Below are 21,073 nucleotides of genomic sequence, written 5' to 3'. Positions count from 1 at the left end.
CTACTAAGTAACTTAATAGATGACCACCGAGGTTCCGCAAGCCACCCGCCTCCGAAACCGCGCCCCGGACCGCGAGCACCCCCTTCCGGACCCCTGCTCAACCCCTGCTCAACCCCTGTCCCACCCCTGCTCGACCCCCTGTTCGCACCCCCTCTCGCGCCCCCTGTGGCACCGGTAGTGCAACAGAGTGCACAGCGAGGGCAAGGTCACACCCTTCGCCTCTCCTGCGCCCCCGCGAACGGGCGCTAACCTGCGGGGCATGACGGTCCCGCCCGAAGGGCTTCCCCTGGCCGCCGAGTTCCCGGCCGCCCACCGCGAGCAGTGGCAGACCCTCGTCGAGGGTGTGCTCCGCAAGGCGGGGGCGCAGCCCGAGGACGGCGCCGCGGCCGAGCACGCGCTCGGTACCGCGCTCCAGGACGGGCTGCGCGCCCGCCCGCTGTACACCGCCGAGGACGCCCCGGCCGACCCCGGCCTCCCCGGCTTCCCGCCGTTCGTGCGCGGCGCCCGGCCGCAGGGCGCCTCGGTCTCGGGCTGGGACGTCCGCCAGCGGCACAGCGACCCCGATCCGCGGCGCACCAACCAGGCCGCGCTGGCCGACCTGGAGCACGGCGGCGGTTCGCTCTGGCTGGAGCTCGGCGGGGCCGGGCTCCCGGTCACCGCGCTGGGCGAGGCGCTCACCGGCGTCTACCTCGACCTGGCCGCCGTGGTCCTCGACGCCGGCGCCGAGTTCCCCGCAGCCGCCGAGCAGCTGTTCGCGCTGTACCGGGAGCGCGAGGTCTCCCCCGGCTCCGCCGTCGCCACCCTGGGCGCCGACCCGCTCGGCCTGCAGGCCCGCACCGGCGACGCCGCGCGCACCGACGCCCTGCTCGCCGAGGCCGCCGCGCTCGCCGCCCGCTGCGCCGAGGGCTTCCCCGGCGTGCGCGCGCTGGCCGTCGACGCCCTGCCGTACCACGGGGCCGGCGCCTCGCCCGCCCAGGAGCTGGGCGCCTCGGTGGCCACCGGCGTCGCCTATCTGCGCACCCTCACCGCCGCCGGGCTCTCCGTGGACGCCGCGCTCGGCCAGCTGGAGTTCCGCTACGCGGCGGACGCCGACCAGTTCCTGACGATCGCCAAGCTCCGCGCAGCGCGCCGGCTCTGGGCCCGGGTGGCCGAGGCCTCCGGCGCCACCCCGGCCGCCTCGGCGCAGCGCCAGCACGCCGTCACCTCCGACGTCATGATGACCGCCCGCGACCCGTGGGTGAACATGCTGCGCACCACCATCGCCTGCCTGGCCGCCGGTGTCGGCGGGGCCGACGCGGTGACCGTGCTGCCGTTCGACTCGGCGGTCGGCCTGCCGGACGCCTTCGCCCGCCGGATCGCCCGCAACACCCAGGCGATCCTGCTCGAGGAGTCGCACCTGGCCCGGGTCGTCGACCCGGCCGGCGGCTCCTGGTACGTCGAGCGGCTGACCGACGAACTCGCCCACGCCGCCTGGGCCTGGTTCCAGGAGATCGAGCGGGCCGGCGGCCAGCGCGCGGCGCTGGAGTCCGGCCTGGTCGAGGAGCGGATCGCCGCCACCTGGGCCGAGCGCTCGGTCCGGCTCGCCAAGCGGCGCGAACCGGTCACCGGTGTCAGCGAGTTCCCCAACCTCGGCGAGCAGGCACTGGTCCGCGAACCGGCCCCGGCCGGCCCCGGCGGCGGGCTGCCGACGGTGCGGCGCGCCGAGGCGTACGAGGCCCTGCGCGACCGCTCGGACGCGCACCTCGCGGCCACCGGCGGGCGGCCGGCGCTGTTCCTGGCGTCGATCGGCAGCGCGTCCGCGCACACCGCGCGCACCACCTTCGCCGCCAACCTGTTCCAGGCCGGCGGCATCGCCACCAGCGCGCACGAGGGCACCGACCCGGCGGCCTTCGCCGAGGCGTTCGCCGCGAGCGGCGCCGCGGTGGCCTGCCTCTGCTCCAGCGACGCCCTGTACGGCGAGCACGCCGGGGCGGTGGCCGGCGCGCTCAGGGCCGCCGGCGCGCGCCGCGTCCTGCTGGCCGGCCGGCCGGGCGAGAACCCGCCCGCGGACGTGGACGGCTTCGTCTTCGCCGGCGGCGACGCCGTCGCCGTCCTGACCTCCCTGCTCGACGAGATCGGAGTGGCCCGATGATCCCCGACTTCACCGCGATCGGGCTGGACCCGGACGCCGACGGCGCCCCCGCGGACCAGGACACCGGGACCACCCGCCCGGACGCCGGAGCCGACCGCCCGGACGCCGGGACCGGCCGCCCGGAGGCCACCGAGGCCCAGTGGCGCGCCGCCTGGCGGCAGGCCACCGGCAAGGACGTCGACGAGCAGCTCTGGGACACCCCCGAGGGCATCGGCGTCAAGCCGCTGTACACCGCCGAGGACCTCGCCGGCCTGGACTTCCTGGGCACCTACCCGGGCATCGCCCCGTACCTGCGCGGCCCGTACCCGACGATGTACGTCAACCAGCCGTGGACGGTCCGGCAGTACGCGGGCTTCTCCACCGCCGAGGAGTCCAACGCCTTCTACCGCCGCAACCTGGCGGCCGGCCAGAAGGGCCTGTCGGTCGCCTTCGACCTGCCGACCCACCGCGGCTACGACAGCGACCACCCGCGGGTCACCGGCGACGTCGGCATGGCGGGCGTCGCGATCGACTCGATCTACGACATGCGCCAGCTGTTCGACGGCATCCCGCTGGACCGGATGTCCGTCTCGATGACCATGAACGGCGCGGTGCTGCCCGTCCTGGCGCTGTACATCGTCGCGGCCGAGGAGCAGGGGGTGCCGCCGGAGAAGCTGGCCGGGACCATCCAGAACGACATCCTCAAGGAGTTCATGGTCCGCAACACGTACATCTACCCGCCGCAGCCCTCGATGCGGATCATCTCCGACATCTTCGCGTACACCTCGCAGAAGATGCCCCGGTACAACTCGATCTCCATCTCGGGCTACCACATCCAGGAGGCCGGGGCCACCGCCGACCTGGAGCTGGCCTACACCCTGGCCGACGGCGTCGAGTACCTGCGGGCCGGACTGGACGTCGGCCTGGACGTGGACGCGTTCGCGCCCCGGCTGTCGTTCTTCTGGGCGATCGGCATGAACTTCTTCATGGAGGTCGCCAAGCTGCGCGCGGCCCGGCTGCTCTGGGCCAAGCTGGTCAAGCAGTTCGACCCGAAGAACGCCAAGTCGCTGTCGCTGCGCACCCACTCGCAGACCTCCGGCTGGTCGCTCACCGCCCAGGACGTCTTCAACAACGTCGCCCGCACCTGCGTGGAGGCGATGGCCGCCACCCAGGGCCACACCCAGTCGCTGCACACCAACGCGCTGGACGAGGCGCTCGCGCTGCCGACCGACTTCTCCGCCCGGATCGCCCGCAACACCCAGCTGCTGCTGCAGCAGGAGTCCGGCACCTGCCGGGTCATCGACCCGTGGGGCGGCTCGGCCTACGTCGAGAAGCTCACCCACGACCTGGCGAACCGCGCCTGGCAGCACATCCAGGAGGTCGAGGCGGCCGGCGGCATGGCCAAGGCCATCGACGCCGGCATCCCCAAGCTGCGGGTCGAGGAGGCGGCCGCCCGCACCCAGGCGCGGATCGACTCCGGCCGCCAGCCGGTGATCGGCGTCAACAAGTACCGGGTCGAGAGCGACGAGCAGATCGACGTGCTCAAGGTCGACAACTCCGCGGTGCGCGCCGCCCAGCTCGAGAAGCTGCGCCGGCTGCGCGCGGAGCGCGACGAGGCCGCCACCCGCGCCGCCCTGGACGCGCTCACCCGGGCCGCCGAGGCCGGTCCCTCGCGCGGCGGCTCGCTCGACGGCAACCTGCTGCACCTGGCCGTCAACGCCGCCCGTGCCAAGGCCACCGTCGGCGAGATCTCCGACGCCCTGGAGAAGGTGTACGGCCGCCACTCCGGCCAGATCCGTACCATCTCCGGTGTGTACCGAGACGAAGCGGGCCCCTCCGCCCCCCTGCAGCGCACCCGCGACCTGGTCGAGCGGTTCGAGCGGGCCGAGGGCCGCCGGCCGCGCATCCTGGTCGCCAAGATGGGCCAGGACGGCCACGACCGCGGCCAGAAGGTGATCGCCACCGCCTTCGCCGACCTCGGTTTCACCGTCGACGTCGGCCCGCTGTTCCAGACCCCGGCCGAGGTCGCCCGGCAGGCCGTCGAGGCGGACGTGCACATCGTCGGCGTCTCCTCGCTCGCCGCCGGCCACCTCACCCTGGTGCCCGCGCTGCGCGCCGAACTCGCCGCCGCCGGACGCGAGGACATCACCATCGTGGTCGGCGGGGTGATCCCCCCGCAGGACTTCGACGCCCTCTACGAGGCGGGCGCCGCGGCGGTCTTCCCGCCCGGCACGGTGATCCCGGAGGCCGCCTACGACCTCCTGAAGTCGCTCGCCGCCGACCTCGGCCACGAGATCTGAGGCCCGGGTCGGATGCCGCCCCGGACGATCGACCTCGACAGCTACGCGACCGGTGTACGGGAGGGCTCGCGCGCGTACATCGCGCGGGCCATCACCCTCGTCGAGTCCACCCGGCCCGACCACCGCGCGCTGGCGCAGCAGCTGCTGACGATGCTGCTGCCGCACGCCGGCGGGGCGGTCCGGGTGGGCATCACCGGGGTGCCCGGCGTCGGCAAGTCGACCTTCATCGACGCCTTCGGCACCATGCTCACCGGGCAGGGCCACAAGGTCGCGGTGCTGGCCGTCGACCCGACCTCCAGCCGCACCGGCGGCTCGATCCTGGGTGACAAGACCCGGATGGAGCGCCTGGCGGTGGACCCGGCCGCCTTCGTCCGGCCGTCGCCGACCTCGGGCACGCTCGGCGGGGTGGCCAAGGCCACCCGGGAGTCGATGCTCGTGATGGAGGCCGCCGGCTACGACGTGGTGCTGATCGAGACGGTCGGCGTCGGCCAGTCGGAGACCACGGTGGCGGGCATGGTCGACTCCTTCCTGCTGCTGTCGCTGGCCCGCACCGGCGACCAGCTGCAGGGCATCAAGAAGGGCGTGCTGGAGCTGGCCGACGTCATCGCGGTCAACAAGGCCGACGGCCCGCACGAACTCGACGCCAAGGCCGCCGCCCGCGAACTCGCCGGCGCGCTGCGGCTGTTGCAGGCCCCCGACGCGCCGTGGACACCGCCGGTGCTGACCTGCTCGGGACAGGACGGCAGCGGCCTGGACGTGCTCTGGGAACGGCTGCAGCAGCACCGCAAGGTGCTCGACGCGACCGGCGCACTGGCGGCCAAGCGCCGCGACCAGCAGGTGGAGTGGACCTGGGCGATGGTCCACGACCAGCTCCTCACCCGGCTGCACTCCCACCCCGAGGTGACCCGTCTGGTCCCCGAACTGGAACGCCGGGTCCGGGAGGGCACCCTCACGGCCACCCTGGCGGCGGACAGCATCCTGGACGCCTTCGGCCTGCCACCGGTGCCCTGACCCTGCGCGCTACGCCGCCACAAGCCCGAGCGCCGTGCCCCATCCATGGGGGCACGGCGCTTCGCGTTGCTCAGGGAACTCGAACCACACCACCTTGCCGGGGCCTTCGGAGTGCCACCCCCACGCCCCGGCCAAGGCCTCCAGCAGCAACAACCCACGCCCGCCTGTTTCTTCGGCCCCGCGCTCCCGGTCCGGGAGCCCGGGGCACCGGTCGGCCACCTCGACACGGAGACGCCCCGGCCGCCGCAGCACCGTGACGAGGCAGCGGCCCCCGGTGTGCAGCAGCGCGTTGGCGATCACCTCACTGGCACACAGCTCCAGGTCCTGGAGCGCATCGTCCGAGAGCGGCACACCCCACTCCCGCACGATCGCCGCCACCAGCCACCGCGCACCCGGCACCGCCTCCGGCCCCGGCGGCGCCCCCCATTCCAGCGGAACCGGGAACCGGGCACTGCTGAGCGGGCTGACCACCATGAACGCCTCCACGTCGACGGGGCAGGCGAGCTGCCGAGGACCGAACGAATGATCACCAACAGTCAACAAGCCGTGACAGCTGTGGGACGATCGACGATGCGGCGCCCGCATACGCGTATGCGGGCGCCGCATCGAAGCGCGTCAGCGGCCCCGGGTGGGCCCGTAGCTTTGGGTGGGCTGGTGAACTGGAACGCGGCGGTGGTCCGGGAGGCGTCCCAGACCGGAAACTACGGCAAGGTCGTCGAACTGGCACGGATCCAAAAGCGGCTGACCCAGCTGCAGTTGGGTGCGGCATGCGGGTTGTCGCAGTCGGCCGTCTCACGGCTGGAGAAGCGCGGCAGTGGTCCCTATGCCATGGATGTCCTGCTGCGGATCTCACGCCACCTGGACATCCCACCGGCCGTGCTCGGCCTGGCCGGAGCGCCGAACCGGACAACGAAGGGAGGCGACAGCGTGCAGAGGCGTCAGTTCCTGGGCGCGGCGGCGGCGATCGCCGTCGCCGCGCCCGTTGTCGCCGCCCTCGGTCCCTCCTCGGACGCGAGCGAATCGCAGGTGGCCGCGCTCCGGCTCGCCACGACCTCGTACCGAACGCTGGACGGATCGACACCCTCCCGCGAACTCGGCGAGGCCGTTCACTCACACCTGCGGCTGATTCGAGGAATCATCAGCACGGCACCGACCGAGGACCGGCGGATCGCACTCGCCGGGATCGCGAGCGAGGCAGCGAGCCCGGCGGCTTGGCTCGCCTGGGACATGGGCGACCACGGGTCGGCGCGTTCCTTCTACGGGGCCGCGATCCAGGCGGCCCGGTCGAGCCACAACCCACTGCTCACCGCCTACCAGGTGGGAAGCCTCGCCCAGTTCGAAGCGCACACCGGCAACGCCGTCCAGTAGGAAGGGGCACGATGCGGATCGGAATCACGGGGCACCGGGGGCTGGATGCCGAACTGGAGGAACAGGTCCGGCGGCTGCTCGCGGAGGTCGTGGCCGGGGAGGACACGGCCGAGCTCACGGTCGTGTCCTGCATCGCGGACGGGCCGGACGCATGGATCGCCGAGCTCGCGCTCGACCGGGGTGCCCGGCTCGAAGTGGTCGTCCCCGCCCAGCGGTACCGCGAGGGCCTGCCGGAGTGGCACCACCCGGTCTACGACCGCCTCCTCCGGGACGCCTCCGAGGAGCACCACACCGGCCGGGTGGAGTCCGACGAGGCCGCCCACATGGCCGGGAGCGAGCTGCTGGTCGGGCAGGTGGACCGGCTGATCGCCGTCTGGGACGGCCTGCCCGCCCGCGGCTTCGGCGGAACGGCGGACGTCGTTGCGTACGCGCGGCGACTGGGTGTTCCCGTCCAGGTACTCTGGCCCGCCGGTGCCCGGCGCTGACCGATCGAGGAAGGGGAAACCATGGGATTCGGCCTCGTTGTGCGCTTCGTCGCCCGCGATACGGCAGCCGCTCTCGCCTTCGACGAACTGACCCGGGAAGCACTCGAAGGGATTCGTGCCGAGGAGCCCGGCACTCTCGTCTACGTCAGCCACACCGTGCCGGACGAGCCGCGCGTCCGGGTCTTCTACGAGTTGTACGCGGACCGCGAGGCGTTCGAGGAGCACGAGCGACAGTTCCACGTCCGCCGGTTCCTGACCGAGCGCGGCCAGTACCTCGAATCGTTCGAGGTCACGTTCCTCGACGAGATCGACGGCAAGGCGTCTGCCTGACGCGCACGAAAGGGCCCCCGGCCGGTGTGAACCGGTCGGGGGCCCTTCCTTACCTGCCCTGCCCTGGGTCAGGTGTGTGCGGGCGCTTCACCCCTGTGAGGGGTCAGGCGCTCTTGGCCGCCGAGAAGCGGGTCGAGACGTCCTGCCAGTTGACGACGTCCCAGAGCTTGGTGACGTAGTCGGGGCGGACGTTGCGGTACTGCAGGTAGTAGGCGTGCTCCCAGGCGTCGAAGGCCAGCAGCGGGGTGGTGCCCTGGCCGACGTTGCCGTGGTGGTCGTAGACCTGCTCGACGATCAGGCGCTTGCCGAGCGGCTCCCAGGAGAGGATGCCCCAGCCGGAGCCCTGGACGCCGGTGGTGGCGGTGGTCAGCTGCTTCTTGAACGCCTCGAAGCTGCCGAAGTGCTCGGTGATCGCGTCGGCCAGCTCGCCGTCGGGGCGGTCGCCGCCCTCCGGGGAGAGGTTCTCCCAGAACAGCGAGTGCAGCACGTGGCCGGACAGGTGGAAGGCGAAGGTCTTCTGGAGGCCGACCAGACCGCCGAACTGCTCCTTGTCCCGCGCCTCGGCGAGCTGCTCAAGGGTGTCGTTGGCGCCCTTGACGTACGCGGCGTGGTGCTTGGAGTGGTGCAGCTCCAGGATCTCCGCGGACATCGCGCGCTCCAGCGCGGAGTAGTCGTACGGCAGGTCGGGAAGCGAGTAGGTGCTCATCAGGAGACGGGCCCTTTCGGCGAGTTCAACGGTGACGATCGTGCCGGGTCAACACTATTGCGTATCGGTTGCAGAAACTAAGCACCGGCTCCTGCGTATTCCTCCCACCCCGGAGAACTTCGCCACCATCCTTGTTGCACAATAGTTGCAGGTAGGAACTACGAGCAATAAGGGTGAGCAGCGTGGCCGGATCACCGGTGGTCCTGGGGATCGAGTCGTCCTGCGACGAGACCGGCGCGGGGCTGGTGCGCGACGGCGTGCTGCTCGGCCAGGCGGTGGCGTCCTCGATGGACGAGCACGCCCGCTACGGCGGCGTGGTCCCCGAGATCGCCGCCCGCGCGCACCTGCACGCGATGGCGCCGGTGGTCGACGAGGCGCTGCGGCGGGCCGGGCTCACCCTGGGCGACGTCGGCGCGGTGGCGGTGACGACCGGTCCGGGCCTGGCCGGGGCGCTGCAGATCGGGGTGGCGGCCGCCAAGGCGTACTCCTTCTCGCTCGGCGTCCCGCTGTACGGGGTGCACCACCTGGCCGGGCACGTGGCCGCCGCCACGCTCGACGGCGGGCCACTGCCGGACCCGTGCGTCGTGCTGATCGTCTCCGGCGGGCACACCTCGCTGCTGCTGGTCCGCGATCTGGCGCGCGATCCGATCGTCCACCTCGGGGACACCCTGGACGACGCGGCCGGCGAGTGCTTCGACAAGGTCGCCCGGATCCTGCGCCTGCCCTACCCGGGCGGGCCCGCCATCGACCGGGCCGCCCGCGACGGCGACCCCAGGGCCGTCCGGCTCCCGCGCCCCCTGAGCGGGCCGAACGACCCGCCGTACGCCTTCTCCTTCTCCGGCCTCAAGACCGCCGCCGCGCGCTGGGTGGAGGGACAGCGGGCCGCCGGCACCGAGCCGAACGTCCCGGACGCGGCCGCCGCGCTCCAGGAGGCGATCGCCGACGTGCTGACCCGCAAGGCCGTCAGGGCCTGCCGGGACCACGGGATCGACACGCTGGTGGTGGTCGGCGGGGTGGCCGCCAACTCGCGGGTGCGGGAGCTTGCCGAGCGGCGCTGCGCCTCGGCCGGCATCACCCTGCGGGTGCCGCCGCTGCGGCTGTGCACCGACAACGGGGCGATGGTGGCGGCGATCGGCGACCTGCTGGTGCGGGCCGGGGCGGAGCCGGCCCCGGCGGACCTCTCGGTCGACCCCTCGGCGCCACTGGAGGCCGCGGCGCTCACCCCGCGGGCCGTCGCGGCTCGTCCGGTAGCACCCGCCTCCTGAGCCCCAACCCGGACAAAGGCCCCAGCTCGGGGCTCCCTGACAACGTTTCGGTTGCGGCGAACGATAATTCGGCCCCGGATCTTCCCGACGACCGGAGGTGTGTGCCATTTTACATGTCACACATCGAGAGGCCGCGCCCCCCATGCCGCGGCCCCTAACGGCCCCGGAGGCCCCCACAGATGCGTCCCTCCCGGATATCCACGGCCAACGCGCGCAAGCTCCCTGCGCTCGGCGCGGCCTTCTTCATCGCCCTCGGCCTGTTCGCCCCTCAGGCCCAGGCCGCCCCGACCGGCGTCACCACCCCGGCCGGCGCCAGCACCACCACCGCCACGCCGCGGTCGATCCCGGTCCCCAAGTCGCCCGATGCCAAGAGCACCAGCGCCTACAAGATCTCCGCCCAGGACAACGACGAGGTGCACGCCCCGCCGGCCGCCCCGGTCACCGCGCCGGTCAAGGCCGCCAAGGGCTTCTCGGCCGCCGCGGCGGACCCCTGCCCCGACCTGTCCGGCGTGATCAACGCCACCGGCAGCTCGCTGGTCCAGCAGCTCAAGGCCCTGCCACGGGTCGACTGCACGTACGGCCTCTTCAACCTCGACTCCGCCGCCGCGGGCACCGCCTTCCGCGAGGCCAACATGGTGACCGTGGCCAACGCGCTGCGCGACGCCTCCCCGGCCTACCCCGGTGACAACAGCACGGCCGTCGGCCAGCTGGTGCTCTTCCTGCGGGCCGGCTACTACCTGCACGAGACCAACCCGAACGCCGTCGGCAGCTACGGCCCGACGCTGGCCGCCGCCCTCAAGGGCGCGCTGGACGCGTTCTTCGCGAACAACCACAGCAAGGACGCCACCACCGCCAACGGCGAGCTGCTGGTCGAGGTCGTCAAGGTGATCGGCCAGACCGACACCCTCGGCCGCTACGCCGGCTTCTTCAAGTGGCTGCTGAACAACTACAGCGGCACCTGGCCGGAGCGGATGGCGGCGACCGTCAGCGAGTTCGAGTGGGTCCTCAAGGACGGCTTCGCCGCCAAGGACGACAGCAAGGGCTGGAAGGCCGCGCTCGTCGCCGACCCCAGCATCCTCACCTCATGGTCCGGCTTCATCACCCGTAACGACTCCCTGCTGAACCGCTTCGACATCGTCAGCAACATGGGCCGCTACCTCGGCTACGCGCTGCAGGTCCCGGAGCTGAAGACCCAGCTGCGGCCGATCATGAAGGACCTGATCAACCGCTACCCGAACACCGGCCCGACCGCCCCGATCACCATGAACCTGGCGTGGTCCACCCGTGAGTTCGACAAGGGCCACTGCGCCGACTTCGGCATCTGCGACCTGAGCACCCGCCTCATGCCGGTCATCCTGCCGATCCAGAAGGTCTGCAACGACGGTCTGAAGATCAAGGCCCAGGACATGTCCCCCGGGCAGCTTGCGACCACCTGCACCAGCCTGATCAACCAGGATGCCTACTTCCACAAGATCATCGGTGACAAGGGCGCCATCCCCGGCGACGTGAACACCAACCTCGAGGTCGTCGCCTTCGACGACTACGACCAGTACTCGCTGTACGCCTGGGCCTTCTACGACATCGACGTCGACAACGGCGGCATGTACGAGGAGGGCAACCCGGCCGTGCCCGGCAACCAGGCCCGCTTCATCGCCCACGAGGCCTCCTGGATCCGTCCGGAGTTCCAGATCTGGAACCTCAACCACGAGTACACCCACTACCTCGACGGCCGGTACAACATGTACGGCGACTTCGAGGCCGGCATGGTGACCCCGACCATCTGGTGGGTCGAGGGCATCGCCGAGAACATCTCCTACGGTTACCGCAACGTGCGCAACGCCGACGCGATCGCCGAGGCCGCCAAGAAGACCTACAAGCTCAGCGAGCTGTTCGACACCGTCTACGACCAGACCGCCGACGCCGACGAGAACTCCAACCGGGTCTACCGCTGGGGCTGGCTGGCCAGCCGCTACATGCTGCAGCAGCACCGCGCCGACATGGACGCCGTGCTCGCCAAGTACCGCACCGGTGACTGGAACGGCGCCCGCACCATCCTGAAGACCACCATCGGCACCCGCTACGACGCCGACTTCAGCAACTGGCTCGGCGCCTGCGCCACCAACGACTGCGGCCCGCTGCCGGAGGCCCCGACCGGCCCGGTCACCCCGACCGTCCCGCTGTGCACCATCGCGGACACCCGCCAGTTCGACAACAACTGCCGCCGCGACAACCTGGCCGCCGCCACCGGCAACTACAGCTACCACTTCATCAACCTGCCGGCCGGCGTCAAGACGCTGACCATCACCAGCAGCGGCGGCACCGGCAACGCCGACCTCCTCTACGGCGGCTCCAACTGGGCCACCACCGGCAACACCCTCGCCAAGTCCGCCAACCCGGGCAACGCCGAGACCCTCACCGTCACCAACCCCCGGCCGGCTGGGTCTACTTCAGCCTCGCCGCCCAGCAGGACTTCGCGGGCGCGACCCTGTCCGTGCAGTACCAGTAGGCAGTACCGGCAGGAGCCCGCACCACCGGGTGAACCGCTGAACACGCGAAGGCCCCGCCGGTACCGGCGGGGCCTTCGTCATGCTCCTCGGCGGGTCAGAGCAGGGCGTCCGGGGGGAGGCGGTGGACGCCGGGGAGGTGGGAGTCGAGCTCGCCCGGTTCGAAGCGGCACATGCCGACGGCGTGCCAGAACTCGCCCGCGACGTCGCCCTCGCACTTGTAGGCGCCGGAGGGCAGCAGGGCGGCCCAGCCGTCGGGGGTGCCGAGCAGGGTCGCGAGCGCGGTGGGGCGGCCCTCCTCGGGGACGCGCCAGAGCCGGATCGTGCCGTCCTCGCCGCCGCTGGCCAGCAGGGAGCCGTCCGGGCTGAACGTGACGGCGAGGATCCGGCCGGTGTGGCCGCGCAGGCCCGCCACCTCGGTGCCGGAGAGCGGGTCCCAGAGCCGGACCACCCGGTCGTCGCCGGCGGTGGCGAGCAGCGGGCGGTGCGGGTGGGCGGCGGCGGTCCACAGCCGGCCGACGTGGCCGGTCAGCCGGTGCCGGACCGCCCGGTCCACCCAGATCACCGCGGTGCCGTCCCAGGAGGCGCTGGCCAGCCAGGTGCTGTCGGCCGCCGGCGAGACGGCGTACACCCGGTCGGTGTGGCCGTCGAGTTCGGCCACCACCCGGCCGGCGTCGACGTCGGAGATCCGCACCCGGCTGTCGTCGCAGCCGGTCAGCAACTGCCGCCCGTCCGGGCTGAACGCGATCGAGCGGACCCGGCCGCGGTGCTCGCGGAGCGTGGTGAGGTGGGCGCCGGTGCGCCGGTACCAGATCCGGACGGTGTCGTCGTCGTTGGCGGTGGCCACCAGGACGCCGTCGGCGCTGAACGCCTCCGCCCAGACGTGCTCGGTCTCGACGTCCATCTCGCGCAGGTACTCGCCGGTGCGGGCGTTCCACAGGCACAGGTCGCCGTCGTTGGTGGCGGTGGCCAGCACCGCGTCCTCCGGGCTGAACACGGCCGAGACCAGCCGGCTGCTGCGGCCCGAGAGTTCGCGCAGCCGGCGGCCGGTGGACGGCTCCCAGAGCCGGACCCGGCCGTCGTTGCCGCCGGCCGCCAGCAGGGTGCCGTCACCGCTGAAGGTGAGCGATCCGATCCGTCGGCCGTGGCCGCGCAGCAGCTGGCGGCTGCGCCCCGAGGACGGGTCCCAGAGCCGGACCCGGCCGTCGTTGGCGCCGGTGACCAGCAGCGGGTCGCTCTCCGCGCCGCCCCGGCCGGAACCGGGCCGGAACCGGCAGGCCCAGACCGAGCCCCGGTGCTCGGGCGGCTGCCGGCGCAGCGGCGTCACCTCCCGGGCCCCGCCGGTGCCGTCGGCGGGACCGACCCGCCAGACCCGGACGCCGCCGTCGCTGTCGCTGGCCGCGAACCGGGTGCCGGCCTCGTCGAAGGTGACCTGGTAGATCTTGCCGGTGGAGTCCTCCGGGCGGCCGACCGCGGTGCCGTCGAGCGGGTTCCAGAGCCGGATCTGCCCCTCGGTGTCGCCGCTGGCGAGCAGGTCGCCGTCGGGGTGGAAGGCGAGGGTGTAGATCCGTCCGGCGTGGCCGGGCATGCTGTGGCGCAGCCGGCGGGAGGCGACCTCCCAGATCCGGACGGTGCCGCCGGTGCCGTCGTCGGGGCCGCCGTCGGCGGTGGCGACCAGGGTGCCGTCCGGGCTGAACGCGGAGCGGTAGAGGGTGCCGCGGTGGCCGGGGAGTTCGGCGAGCCGGCGGCCGTTCGCGGTGGACCACAGCCGGCCGCCGCCGCGCTGGTCGCCGGTGACGATCAGGGTGCCGTCGGGGCTGAACACGGCCGTGTAGACGGGCGCGGCGTGGCCGGGCAGGCGGTGCCGGGGCTCGCCGGTGGCGGTGTCCCAGAGGGTGACCACCCCGTTCAGGTCGCCGGTGGCGACCAGCCGTCCGTCCCGGGCGAGCGAGAGCGGCCAGACGCCGCCGGGGTGCACGTCCAGGCGGTGGCGGCACTCGCCGGAGACCGGGTCCCAGAGCCGGACGGTGCCGTCGGCGCTGCCGGTGGCGAGGACGTCGTCGGCGAACTTGACCGAGTAGACCCGCCCGATGTGGTCCTTGAGCGTGCGCAGGGCGATGCCGGTGACGGCGTCGCAGATCAGCACGCTGCCGTCCTCGGAGCCGACGGCGAGCAAGTGGCCGTCGCGGCTGAAGGCGACCGGCTCGGGCAGCCGGGTGGAGCGCACGTCGAAGCCGTAGGGGACGCCGACCTCGGAGGGGCTGAAGCCGGCCTCGACCGGGAGTCCGGGGGCGATCGCGGCGGCGCGCAGTTCGGGAGCGGCAAGCACCTCCTCGTCGGTGACGGCGGAGATCAGCGCGGACCGCTGCCAGTGGCTGCCGCGCAGCCGGGCGCCGCGCAGGTCGGTGCGGACCAGCCGGGCGCCGCGCAGATCGGCGAAGCGCAGGTCCGCGCCGGTGAGGTCGGCGGAGTCGAGGCGGGCGCCGGCCAGCCGGGCGCCGCGCAGGTCCGCGCCGGAGAGGTTGGCGCCGAGCAGCCGGGCGCCGCGCAGGTCCGCGCCGAACAGGTCGACGCCGGACAGGTCGCGGTGCGACAGGTCCTCGCCGGCCAGGGTGGCGCCGCGCAGGTCGGTGTGGGCGGGGACGCGCAGCCGGTCGAGCACCTTGACGGCGTTGAGCCGGGCCGCCTCGGTGGCGGTCTCGGGGGTGTCCAGGACGGAGCGGGCCCACCGCTGGCAGGCCTGGTGGTCGGCCAGGTCGCAGAGGAACTCGACCGCGAGCCGGCTGAGCGGGCCGCGGGCGAGCAGGGTGGTGTCCTCGCGGGCCAGCGCCTCGGCGGCGGCGCGGGCGACCAGCCACTCCCCCACCGAGCCGTGGATGAAGTGGAACATGCCCTCGTCGGAGCGGACCAGCAGGCTGCCGGAGCCGACGGCGTGGGCGACCTGGGGGGTGGGCATCCGGTTCTCGGCGAGGCCGCTGAGCACGCCGGCGATGTCGACGATCTCGTCCAGCGGGATGGAGCTGCGGCCGCTCTCCCACAGCCGCAGGGCGAGCAGGGTGACGGCCTGCCAGAGCTGCTCGAGCGCGAGTCCGGGCGCGGCGCCGGGGCCGCCGTGGCCGCGGCGTTCCTCGAACCGCAGCCAGGAGGTGAACACCTCCTCGTACAGGCCGGCGGCGCTGAGCGCCCGTCCGGCGCCGGCGACGGCGCGCAGCCGGTCGTGGTCGAGGTCGGCGACGAAGCTCAGCAGCCGGGGGTTGCGGCAGAGCGCGAGCAGGTCGGGGACGCCCTCCAGCAGCCGCATCCGGCGGGCGGCGGTCTCCTCGTCGCCGTAGCGGTTGCCGAGGTAGCCGCGGATCTGGTGCGGGGTGAAGTCCTGGACGGCGATCAGCCGGCGCTGCGGGAGCAGGCCGACCCGTTCGCCGAGGGCGGTGAGCACCTGCTCGTGGGAGCTGAAGTGCTGGGTGCGGCTGGTGACGACGATCTTGGCGTTGTCGACGGCCGCGTCCAGCAGCACCTGGAGGTGGTCGGCGGCGCGTTCGTAGCTGACCCGGTTGACCAGTTCGTCGAAGCCGTCGAACAGCAGCACCACCCGCCCCTGCCGGAGCATGTAGCGGAAGGCCCGCAGGTCGAGGGTGTCGATGCCGTGCTCGGTGAGGTGGGCGGCGACCAGGCCGTCCAGCGAGTGCGCCTTGTCGAGGGCGCTGAGTTCGATGAACAGGGGTGCCAGGTGCGGGAGTTCGGCGGGCAAGCGGCGGGCCAGCTCGCGCAGGGCGAAGGTCTTGCCGCGGCCGAAGTCGCCGAGCAGCAGCACGAAGCGGCCGTGGTCGGAGTCCAGCAGCCGGAGCAGTTCGTCGACCAGTCCCTCGCGCTCGTCGGCGCCGGGGCGTTCGGCGTCGCGGTAGCGCTGGGGTAGGTAGAGGTCGGGGTGGTACTGGCTGTCGGTGGAGAGGCGTTCGGTCTGGGCGCCGACGTAGCCGCGCAGGTCGAGCAGTCCCTGGAACTCCAGGAAGCTGCGCAGGCGCACGCCGCGGCGGCGGGCCCGGTCGCGCAGCTCGCGGGAGGGCGGCGGGCCGTCGTGCACGAGTTCGGCGTCGAGGCCGGCGCCGTCGGCGTGCACGGCGTCGACGAACTCCTCGACCTCCTGCTCGGTGGGGGTGCCGACGCAGGCAGCCACCCGCTGCTGGCGGACCAGCCCGGACTCGGCCCAGGTGACGAAGAGCTGGGTGGTGGTGCCGGCCACCGGGCGGATCTGGGCGCCGGGGTGGCGGGTTCGGCAGACCTCGGCGACCCGGGCCAGCAGGGCCTCCTGGGGGGAGGCGAGGGCGCGGGTCTCGTGGTCGGTGTCGGCGGGTGCGCCGGGCTCCTCCAGCTGCGGGGGCCCGGAGCGGGGGGTCGGCGCGGGGGCCGGGAAGGCGCGCTCGGCCCGGCGCCAGGGGACGGTGAGGCGGAGCGGGGCGGACGCGGTGCCGGTGGCGGAGGCAGTGCCGGGCACGGGGGCGGTGCCGGGGACGGGTGCGGAGGCGGGCCAGCGGGTCAGGCCGTCGCGGGTGAGCCGGAGCAGCTGGTGGGCGCCGGGGGCGAGGGCGCCGAACACGGGCAGTTCGCCGGCGGAGGTGGCGAGCAGGTGCGGCGGGAGCGGACGCGCGGCGGGCCCGCGGGCGGGACCGTCGGCGTCGGTGGCGGGGCCGTGCAGCAGCAGGTGCAGTCGGGGAGCGGTGAGCCGGGTGAAGCGGTCGGCGTCGCGCAGCGGTTCGACGCCCTCGGCGGGCGGCCCCCCGACGGCGGGGCCGCCGGTCCGGGCACCGGCCGGGCCGGCGGCCGGGGCCGCGACCGGGTGCCTCACCGCGCCGATCCGCAGCCAGCCGTCGTTCTCGTACGGGCGCAGCGCCTGGGCGAACCAGGCCGCCTGCTCGGGTCCGAGCCAGCCGTAGCGGTCCTCCGGCCGGTGGGTCCAGGCCATCGAGGAGTTGAGCCCGGCGACGACGGTGCCGAGTTCGGGCACCGGGAAGAGCGTCCACGGCTGGGCGCTGTCGAAGACCACGTCCAGGCCCTGGTAGAACTCCTGGAACAGCCGGGAGTAGTGCCGCCACTTGGGCCAGTACGGCGCGGCGGGCCGCAGTTCGTCGGCCTCGCAGGTGGCGAAGTAGGCGCGGGAGGCGGCCTGGCTGACGTCCCGGCCGCCGGGCAGGACGGCCACCCGGTGCGGTTCGAGCCCGAGCAGGGAGCGGATCCCGGTGAGGAAGGTCAGCGCCTGCTCGCACTCGCGGGGGCTGCCGGTGGCGGTGAGGTCGCCGGTGACGACGACGAGTTCGGGCGCGGGGGCGCCGGCGTCGGCGAGTTCGACGAGGTCGCCCCAGAGGGCCGACTGGAGGTCCACCGGGTCGGCGCCCCGGCCGAAGGCGGGGCCGGCCAGGTGGAGGACGGAGACCGCCTCGCGTCCGGCAGCGCGGCCGGCGGCCTGCGGGTACTCGGGCCGGGCGGAGGGGCGGCGGCGGCCGGCCCGGCCGCTGTCGCCGCCCGGCCGGGGAGCGGGGACGAGGTCCTGGGCGGTGCCTGCACCGGTGCCCGTCGCCGGGCCGTTCCCGTCGCCCGGGTAGCCGGGGGACAGCTCGGGGCGGGCCCGGCCGTCCATCGCCTGGGCGACCCGGGTGAGCAGCAGCCCGCGGGCGCGGTCCGGCTCGGTGACGCCGACCAGGTCGATGTAGGTGAGGGTGGCGAGCAGGCCGTCGACCGGGATGTCCTCGATCCGGACGGTCACCAGCCGCCGTTCCGGCTCGTCCGGGTCGGCGCGCAGCGCGGCCTGCCACTCCATCCGGCCGTAGCGGGAGCGCTCGTAGTTGCGCGAGAGCAGCGCGATCACCGCGGCGGACTCGGTGATGCCCCGGTCCATGAAGTCGACGAAGTTGGTCCCGGGCACGAAGTCCCAGGCCTGGAGGAAGGCCCGGTAGCCCGCCTCCTCCAAGGTCCAGGCGATCCAGGCCGCCCAGCGCTCGTCGGCCGGGGAGTAGCTGATGAAGAAGTCGATCGGCCCGGGGCCACCCGGGATCGCGTCAAGAGCCCCCATGGGAGGAGCTTATGACCGATCAGGAGGGACTCAACCCTGTTTCACCGCAACGGATCCGGGTGGTTTTTCCGGCACACCGCACGAACACCCGGTCGACCGGTGGCCGGATGTTCGCACGGCGGCCTCGACCCGAAACCCCTCGTGTGCGACCCTGACGTCCGTGTTCGCGTACCGGCCCGCCGTCAAACGGCTTCATCCCCTGGACCTGCTGGCGGCGGGGCTGCTCGCCTGCGGCCTGCTCTTCCTCGCCACCGGGCTCCTCCCGACGGACGCCGCCGGGTCGGCCTTCCAGCGGATCGTGCCGCTGCTGGCCTTCCTCGGCTCGGTGATCGTGCTCGCGGAGCTGACCAGTGCCGCCGAGGTGTTCGACGTGGTCGCGGCCTGGGTGGCACGGGCCGGGCGGGGCAGCTATCCCGCGCTGTTCCTGCTCTGTGTCGGCTTCGCGGCGCTGACCACCACGGTGCTCAACCTCGACACCACGGCCGTGCTGCTGACGCCCGTCATGCTCGCGCTCGCCACCCGGGTCGGCATCGCCCCGCTGCCGCTGGCCATGACCACGGTCTGGCTGGCCAACACGGCGAGCCTGCTGCTGCCGGTCTCCAACCTCACCAACCTGCTGGCCGCCGACCGGGTCGCGCTCTCCCCGGCCGGCCTGGCCCGGGCCATGTGGGCGCCGCAACTGGCCGCGCTGCTGGCCACCATGGCCTGCCTGTGGGCGTTCTACTGGCGGCGCGGACGGCGCGGCGCGGACGACTACCGGCCACCGGCGGCCCACCGGCCCGGGGACCGGGTGCTGTTCCGGATCTGCGCGCTGGCCTGCGCGGGCTTCCTGGTGGCCAGCCTGGCGGCGGTCGTCCCGCTCTGGGTGGCCTCGGGCGCGGCGGCGGCCGTCGTGGTGGCGGCCTTCGCCCTGCGACGGCCGGAGGCGCTGCGGGCCTCGTTGATCCCGTGGCGGCTGCTGGTGATGGTGCCCGGCATGTTCCTGGTGGTGCAGACCGTGGACGCGCACGGGCTGCACCGGCTGCTCGCCGACGCGATCGGTACCGACGGCGGCACCCTCGGCCTGTTCCGGGCCTCGGCGGTCGGCGCGGGCCTGTCCAACCTGCTGAACAACCTCCCGGTCTACCTGGCCGGGGAGGCCGCGGTGCCGGCGGGCAACCACACCCAGCTGCTGGCGCTGCTGATCGGCACCAACGTCGGCCCGCTGGTGGCCCCCTGGGCCTCGCTGGCCACCCTGCTCTGGTACGAGCGCTGCCGGTCGGCCGGCCTGCGGGTGCCGCTGCGGGGGGTGGCCGGGGCGAGCGCGGTGCTGGCGGTCGGCGGCGTCGCGCTGGCGACGGCGGCGCTGGCGCTGACGGCGTGAGAACCCGACCGAGCGCGGTTCGTCAGCCGGCTCCGGCAACCAGACCTCCGGCAACCAGACCGAGCAGGTACGGCAGCAGCTCCGGACGGCCCGCGACATAGCTGCGGGCCGTCTCCGGCTGCCCGGTGCGGGGGCTGAACGGCCCGCCGTCCAGCCCCCGCACCGCCACCCCGGCCTCGGTGGCCAGCAGACAGCCGGCCGGCAGGTCGATCTCCTCCGCCCGGTAGCCGACGAAGCCGTCGATCAGTCCGTCGGCCAGCAGGGCCCAGGTGAGCAGCGGCGCCCAGAGCTGGAGCACCCGGCGGGAGCCGTCCTCCAGCGCGGCCTTGAGCGTCCGCGCCACCGGGTCGCCGCCCACCCCGTGCCCCTGCGTCCAGCCGAGCACCGGGCGGCCGGCGGCGGGCGGCCGGGCCGGTACGCGCAGACGCCCGCCGGGACCGTAGGCCCCCGCGCCGCGCACGGCCCGCCAGGTGCGGCCCACCACCGGGTCGTGCACCACCCCGAGCACCGGCTCGTCGTCCACGCACAGCGCGATGCCGACCACGTACGCGGGCAGGCCGACGACCATGTTGTTGCTGCCGTCCAGCGGGTCGACCAGCCAGGTCCGGCGGGAACCGGGCGGGCCGGCGCGCTCACCGCCCTCCTCGGCCCGGATCCGGTCGGCGGGGAAGCTCCCGGCCAGCCGGCCGACGACCAGCTCCTCGGCGAGCAGGTCGAGTTCGGTGACCACATCGCCGTCCGTGCCCTTGGTGTCCACCCGGAAGGCGCCCCGCGGGGCGCCCGGGGCGCCCGGGAAGCGCGACCTCAGCAGCGCGCCCGCCGCCTCGGCGGCCTCCACCGCCACCCGGCACTCCTCGGCGAACCCGCCCGCCCCGTCACCCGGGGCCGCCGTCGTCCCGTCCACCGATCCTCCTCGCCGCCTCCCCGGCGATCCGGGCCGTCCGGTCCACGTCGCACAAACGCCGCACCACCCGTCGGGCTCCCCCGTCCACCGGCCCCAGCACCACGTCCAACGGGCCCGGCACGGTACGGCCCAGCACCACCGTGGCGGCGGGCTCGTCGTCCGGCAGCGCCGTGACGTGGAACTCCCCCGCCCCCAGGGTGTACGTCTCGCCCCGCGCGCTGACCTCCTCGCCCAGCGGCTCCCAGCGGACCAGCCGCGGTGTCGGCCGGACCTCGTCCACCCCGGCGGCCGCGTCGCTGTACACCTCGAAGGCCCGGTGGCTCGGCCGGTCGGACTCGTCGTGCACGCCGACCCGTTGGTTGCCGATCCGCCCGTACAGCACGCTGCTCTTCAGCTCCCAGCTGTGGCAGTGGATCTCGCGCCGCCCGGCGGCCCTGACCGGGTCGAAGACGTGCACGCACACCCCGAGCACACCCTCGCGCAGCACCGGCAGGCAGTAGAACCCCAGCGGATGGTCCACCGCCCGCAGCACCCGTCTGCCGTCCGCCACCTCCGCCAGCAGCCCGCCCACCAGACCGTCCAGCCCCGGTCCGGCGGCGGTGCGCCCGGCGGCCCGGTCGAGCGTCGTGAAGAGTTCGTTCATCACTCCCCCAAGTGCTCCCC

General features: G+C 73.7%; 13 protein-coding genes and 1 pseudogene. 9 read left to right on the top strand and 5 right to left on the bottom strand.

Annotation, left to right across the window (positions count from 1 at the left end; genetic code table 11):
* Positions 1 to 259 precede the first annotated feature (259 nt).
* From BLU95_RS32345 to meaB, 3 genes are read left to right on the top strand one after another with little or no spacing between them, the layout of a single operon-like run.
* Positions 260 to 2,131, top strand: a complete 1,872-nt coding sequence (locus tag BLU95_RS32345; RefSeq protein WP_093863093.1) for a methylmalonyl-CoA mutase subunit beta — start codon at positions 260 to 262, stop codon at positions 2,129 to 2,131.
* Entirely contained in the window at positions 2,128 to 4,410 is a 2,283-nt protein-coding gene (gene scpA, locus BLU95_RS32340) for a methylmalonyl-CoA mutase (RefSeq protein WP_093863092.1), read from the top strand. The genes BLU95_RS32345 and scpA overlap by 4 nt, the downstream gene beginning before the upstream one ends.
* A 12-nt stretch (positions 4,411 to 4,422) precedes the next feature.
* Positions 4,423 to 5,421, top strand: a complete 999-nt coding sequence (gene meaB / locus BLU95_RS32335; RefSeq protein ID WP_093863091.1) for a methylmalonyl Co-A mutase-associated GTPase MeaB — start codon at positions 4,423 to 4,425, stop codon at positions 5,419 to 5,421.
* A gap of 9 nt (positions 5,422 to 5,430) precedes the next feature.
* Here the strand turns inward: meaB and BLU95_RS32330 are convergent, their stop codons facing one another.
* On the bottom strand, positions 5,431 to 5,895 hold the full coding sequence (locus tag BLU95_RS32330) for an ATP-binding protein (RefSeq protein ID WP_159425073.1): 465 nt from the start codon (positions 5,893 to 5,895) through the stop codon (positions 5,431 to 5,433).
* Between the two features lie 180 nt (positions 5,896 to 6,075).
* On the opposite strand from BLU95_RS32330, the gene BLU95_RS32325 reads away from it, so the two are divergent.
* Genes BLU95_RS32325 through BLU95_RS32315 form a run of 3 tightly spaced genes read left to right on the top strand, consistent with a single transcriptional unit; the run spans position 6,076 to position 7,604 of the window.
* On the top strand, positions 6,076 to 6,789 hold the full coding sequence (locus BLU95_RS32325; protein WP_159425072.1) for a helix-turn-helix domain-containing protein: 714 nt from the start codon (positions 6,076 to 6,078) through the stop codon (positions 6,787 to 6,789).
* Between the two features lie 11 nt (positions 6,790 to 6,800).
* Positions 6,801 to 7,274, top strand: coding sequence for a hypothetical protein (locus BLU95_RS32320; protein WP_173862180.1), 474 nt, complete (start codon positions 6,801 to 6,803; stop codon positions 7,272 to 7,274).
* Between the two features lie 21 nt (positions 7,275 to 7,295).
* Complete coding sequence (locus BLU95_RS32315) at positions 7,296 to 7,604, top strand: putative quinol monooxygenase (protein WP_093863089.1); 309 nt, start codon at positions 7,296 to 7,298, stop codon at positions 7,602 to 7,604.
* 103 nt (positions 7,605 to 7,707) lie between these two features.
* Here the strand turns inward: BLU95_RS32315 and BLU95_RS32310 are convergent, their stop codons facing one another.
* The gene (locus BLU95_RS32310) at positions 7,708 to 8,310 is read right to left on the bottom strand and encodes a superoxide dismutase (RefSeq protein WP_093863088.1); all 603 of its coding nucleotides are present in this window, start codon (positions 8,308 to 8,310) and stop codon (positions 7,708 to 7,710) included.
* Between the two features lie 182 nt (positions 8,311 to 8,492).
* On the opposite strand from BLU95_RS32310, the gene tsaD reads away from it, so the two are divergent.
* Positions 8,493 to 9,575, top strand: coding sequence for a tRNA (adenosine(37)-N6)-threonylcarbamoyltransferase complex transferase subunit TsaD (gene tsaD / locus BLU95_RS32305; RefSeq protein ID WP_093865282.1), 1,083 nt, complete (start codon positions 8,493 to 8,495; stop codon positions 9,573 to 9,575).
* Between the two features lie 179 nt (positions 9,576 to 9,754).
* A pseudogene (locus tag BLU95_RS32300) lies at positions 9,755 to 11,947 on the top strand (collagenase); the annotation flags it as partial.
* A gap of 229 nt (positions 11,948 to 12,176) precedes the next feature.
* Here BLU95_RS32300 and BLU95_RS32295 read toward each other — a convergent pair.
* Entirely contained in the window at positions 12,177 to 18,143 is a 5,967-nt protein-coding gene (locus BLU95_RS32295; protein ID WP_093863087.1) for a WD40 domain-containing protein, read from the bottom strand.
* A gap of 160 nt (positions 18,144 to 18,303) precedes the next feature.
* On the opposite strand from BLU95_RS32295, the gene BLU95_RS32290 reads away from it, so the two are divergent.
* The gene (locus BLU95_RS32290; protein WP_231977937.1) at positions 18,304 to 19,506 is read left to right on the top strand and encodes an ArsB/NhaD family transporter; all 1,203 of its coding nucleotides are present in this window, start codon (positions 18,304 to 18,306) and stop codon (positions 19,504 to 19,506) included.
* A gap of 22 nt (positions 19,507 to 19,528) precedes the next feature.
* On the opposite strand, the gene BLU95_RS32285 is transcribed toward BLU95_RS32290, so the two are convergent.
* Both BLU95_RS32285 and BLU95_RS32280 read right to left on the bottom strand, forming a co-directional pair.
* Positions 19,529 to 20,410, bottom strand: coding sequence for an inositol monophosphatase family protein (locus BLU95_RS32285; RefSeq protein ID WP_093863086.1), 882 nt, complete (start codon positions 20,408 to 20,410; stop codon positions 19,529 to 19,531).
* Complete coding sequence (locus BLU95_RS32280; protein ID WP_093863085.1) at positions 20,382 to 21,053, bottom strand: hypothetical protein; 672 nt, start codon at positions 21,051 to 21,053, stop codon at positions 20,382 to 20,384. The genes BLU95_RS32285 and BLU95_RS32280 overlap by 29 nt, the downstream gene beginning before the upstream one ends.
* Positions 21,054 to 21,073: the final 20 nt, after the last annotated feature.

Source organism: Streptomyces sp. TLI_053 (assembly GCF_900105395.1).
In the GTDB taxonomy this organism is placed as follows: Bacteria; Actinomycetota; Actinomycetes; order Streptomycetales; family Streptomycetaceae; genus Kitasatospora.
Note: the sequence above shows the minus strand (reverse complement) of the source record. Positions and strands in the feature narration are given on the sequence as shown.

What these genes read in the sequence shown, in the direction of transcription:
- BLU95_RS32310 (WP_093863088.1), bottom strand. Translation starts at nt 8,310, where the DNA reads ATGAGCACCTACTCGCTTCCCGACCTGCCGTACGACTACTCCGCGCTG.
- meaB (WP_093863091.1), top strand. Translation starts at nt 4,423, where the DNA reads ATGCCGCCCCGGACGATCGACCTCGACAGCTACGCGACCGGTGTACGG.
- BLU95_RS32320 (WP_173862180.1), top strand. Translation starts at nt 6,801, where the DNA reads ATGCGGATCGGAATCACGGGGCACCGGGGGCTGGATGCCGAACTGGAG.
- BLU95_RS32315 (WP_093863089.1), top strand. Translation starts at nt 7,296, where the DNA reads ATGGGATTCGGCCTCGTTGTGCGCTTCGTCGCCCGCGATACGGCAGCC.
- scpA (WP_093863092.1), top strand. Translation starts at nt 2,128, where the DNA reads ATGATCCCCGACTTCACCGCGATCGGGCTGGACCCGGACGCCGACGGC.
- BLU95_RS32280 (WP_093863085.1), bottom strand. Translation starts at nt 21,053, where the DNA reads ATGAACGAACTCTTCACGACGCTCGACCGGGCCGCCGGGCGCACCGCC.
- BLU95_RS32345 (WP_093863093.1), top strand. Translation starts at nt 260, where the DNA reads ATGACGGTCCCGCCCGAAGGGCTTCCCCTGGCCGCCGAGTTCCCGGCC.
- BLU95_RS32330 (WP_159425073.1), bottom strand. Translation starts at nt 5,895, where the DNA reads ATGGTGGTCAGCCCGCTCAGCAGTGCCCGGTTCCCGGTTCCGCTGGAA.
- BLU95_RS32295 (WP_093863087.1), bottom strand. Translation starts at nt 18,143, where the DNA reads ATGGGGGCTCTTGACGCGATCCCGGGTGGCCCCGGGCCGATCGACTTC.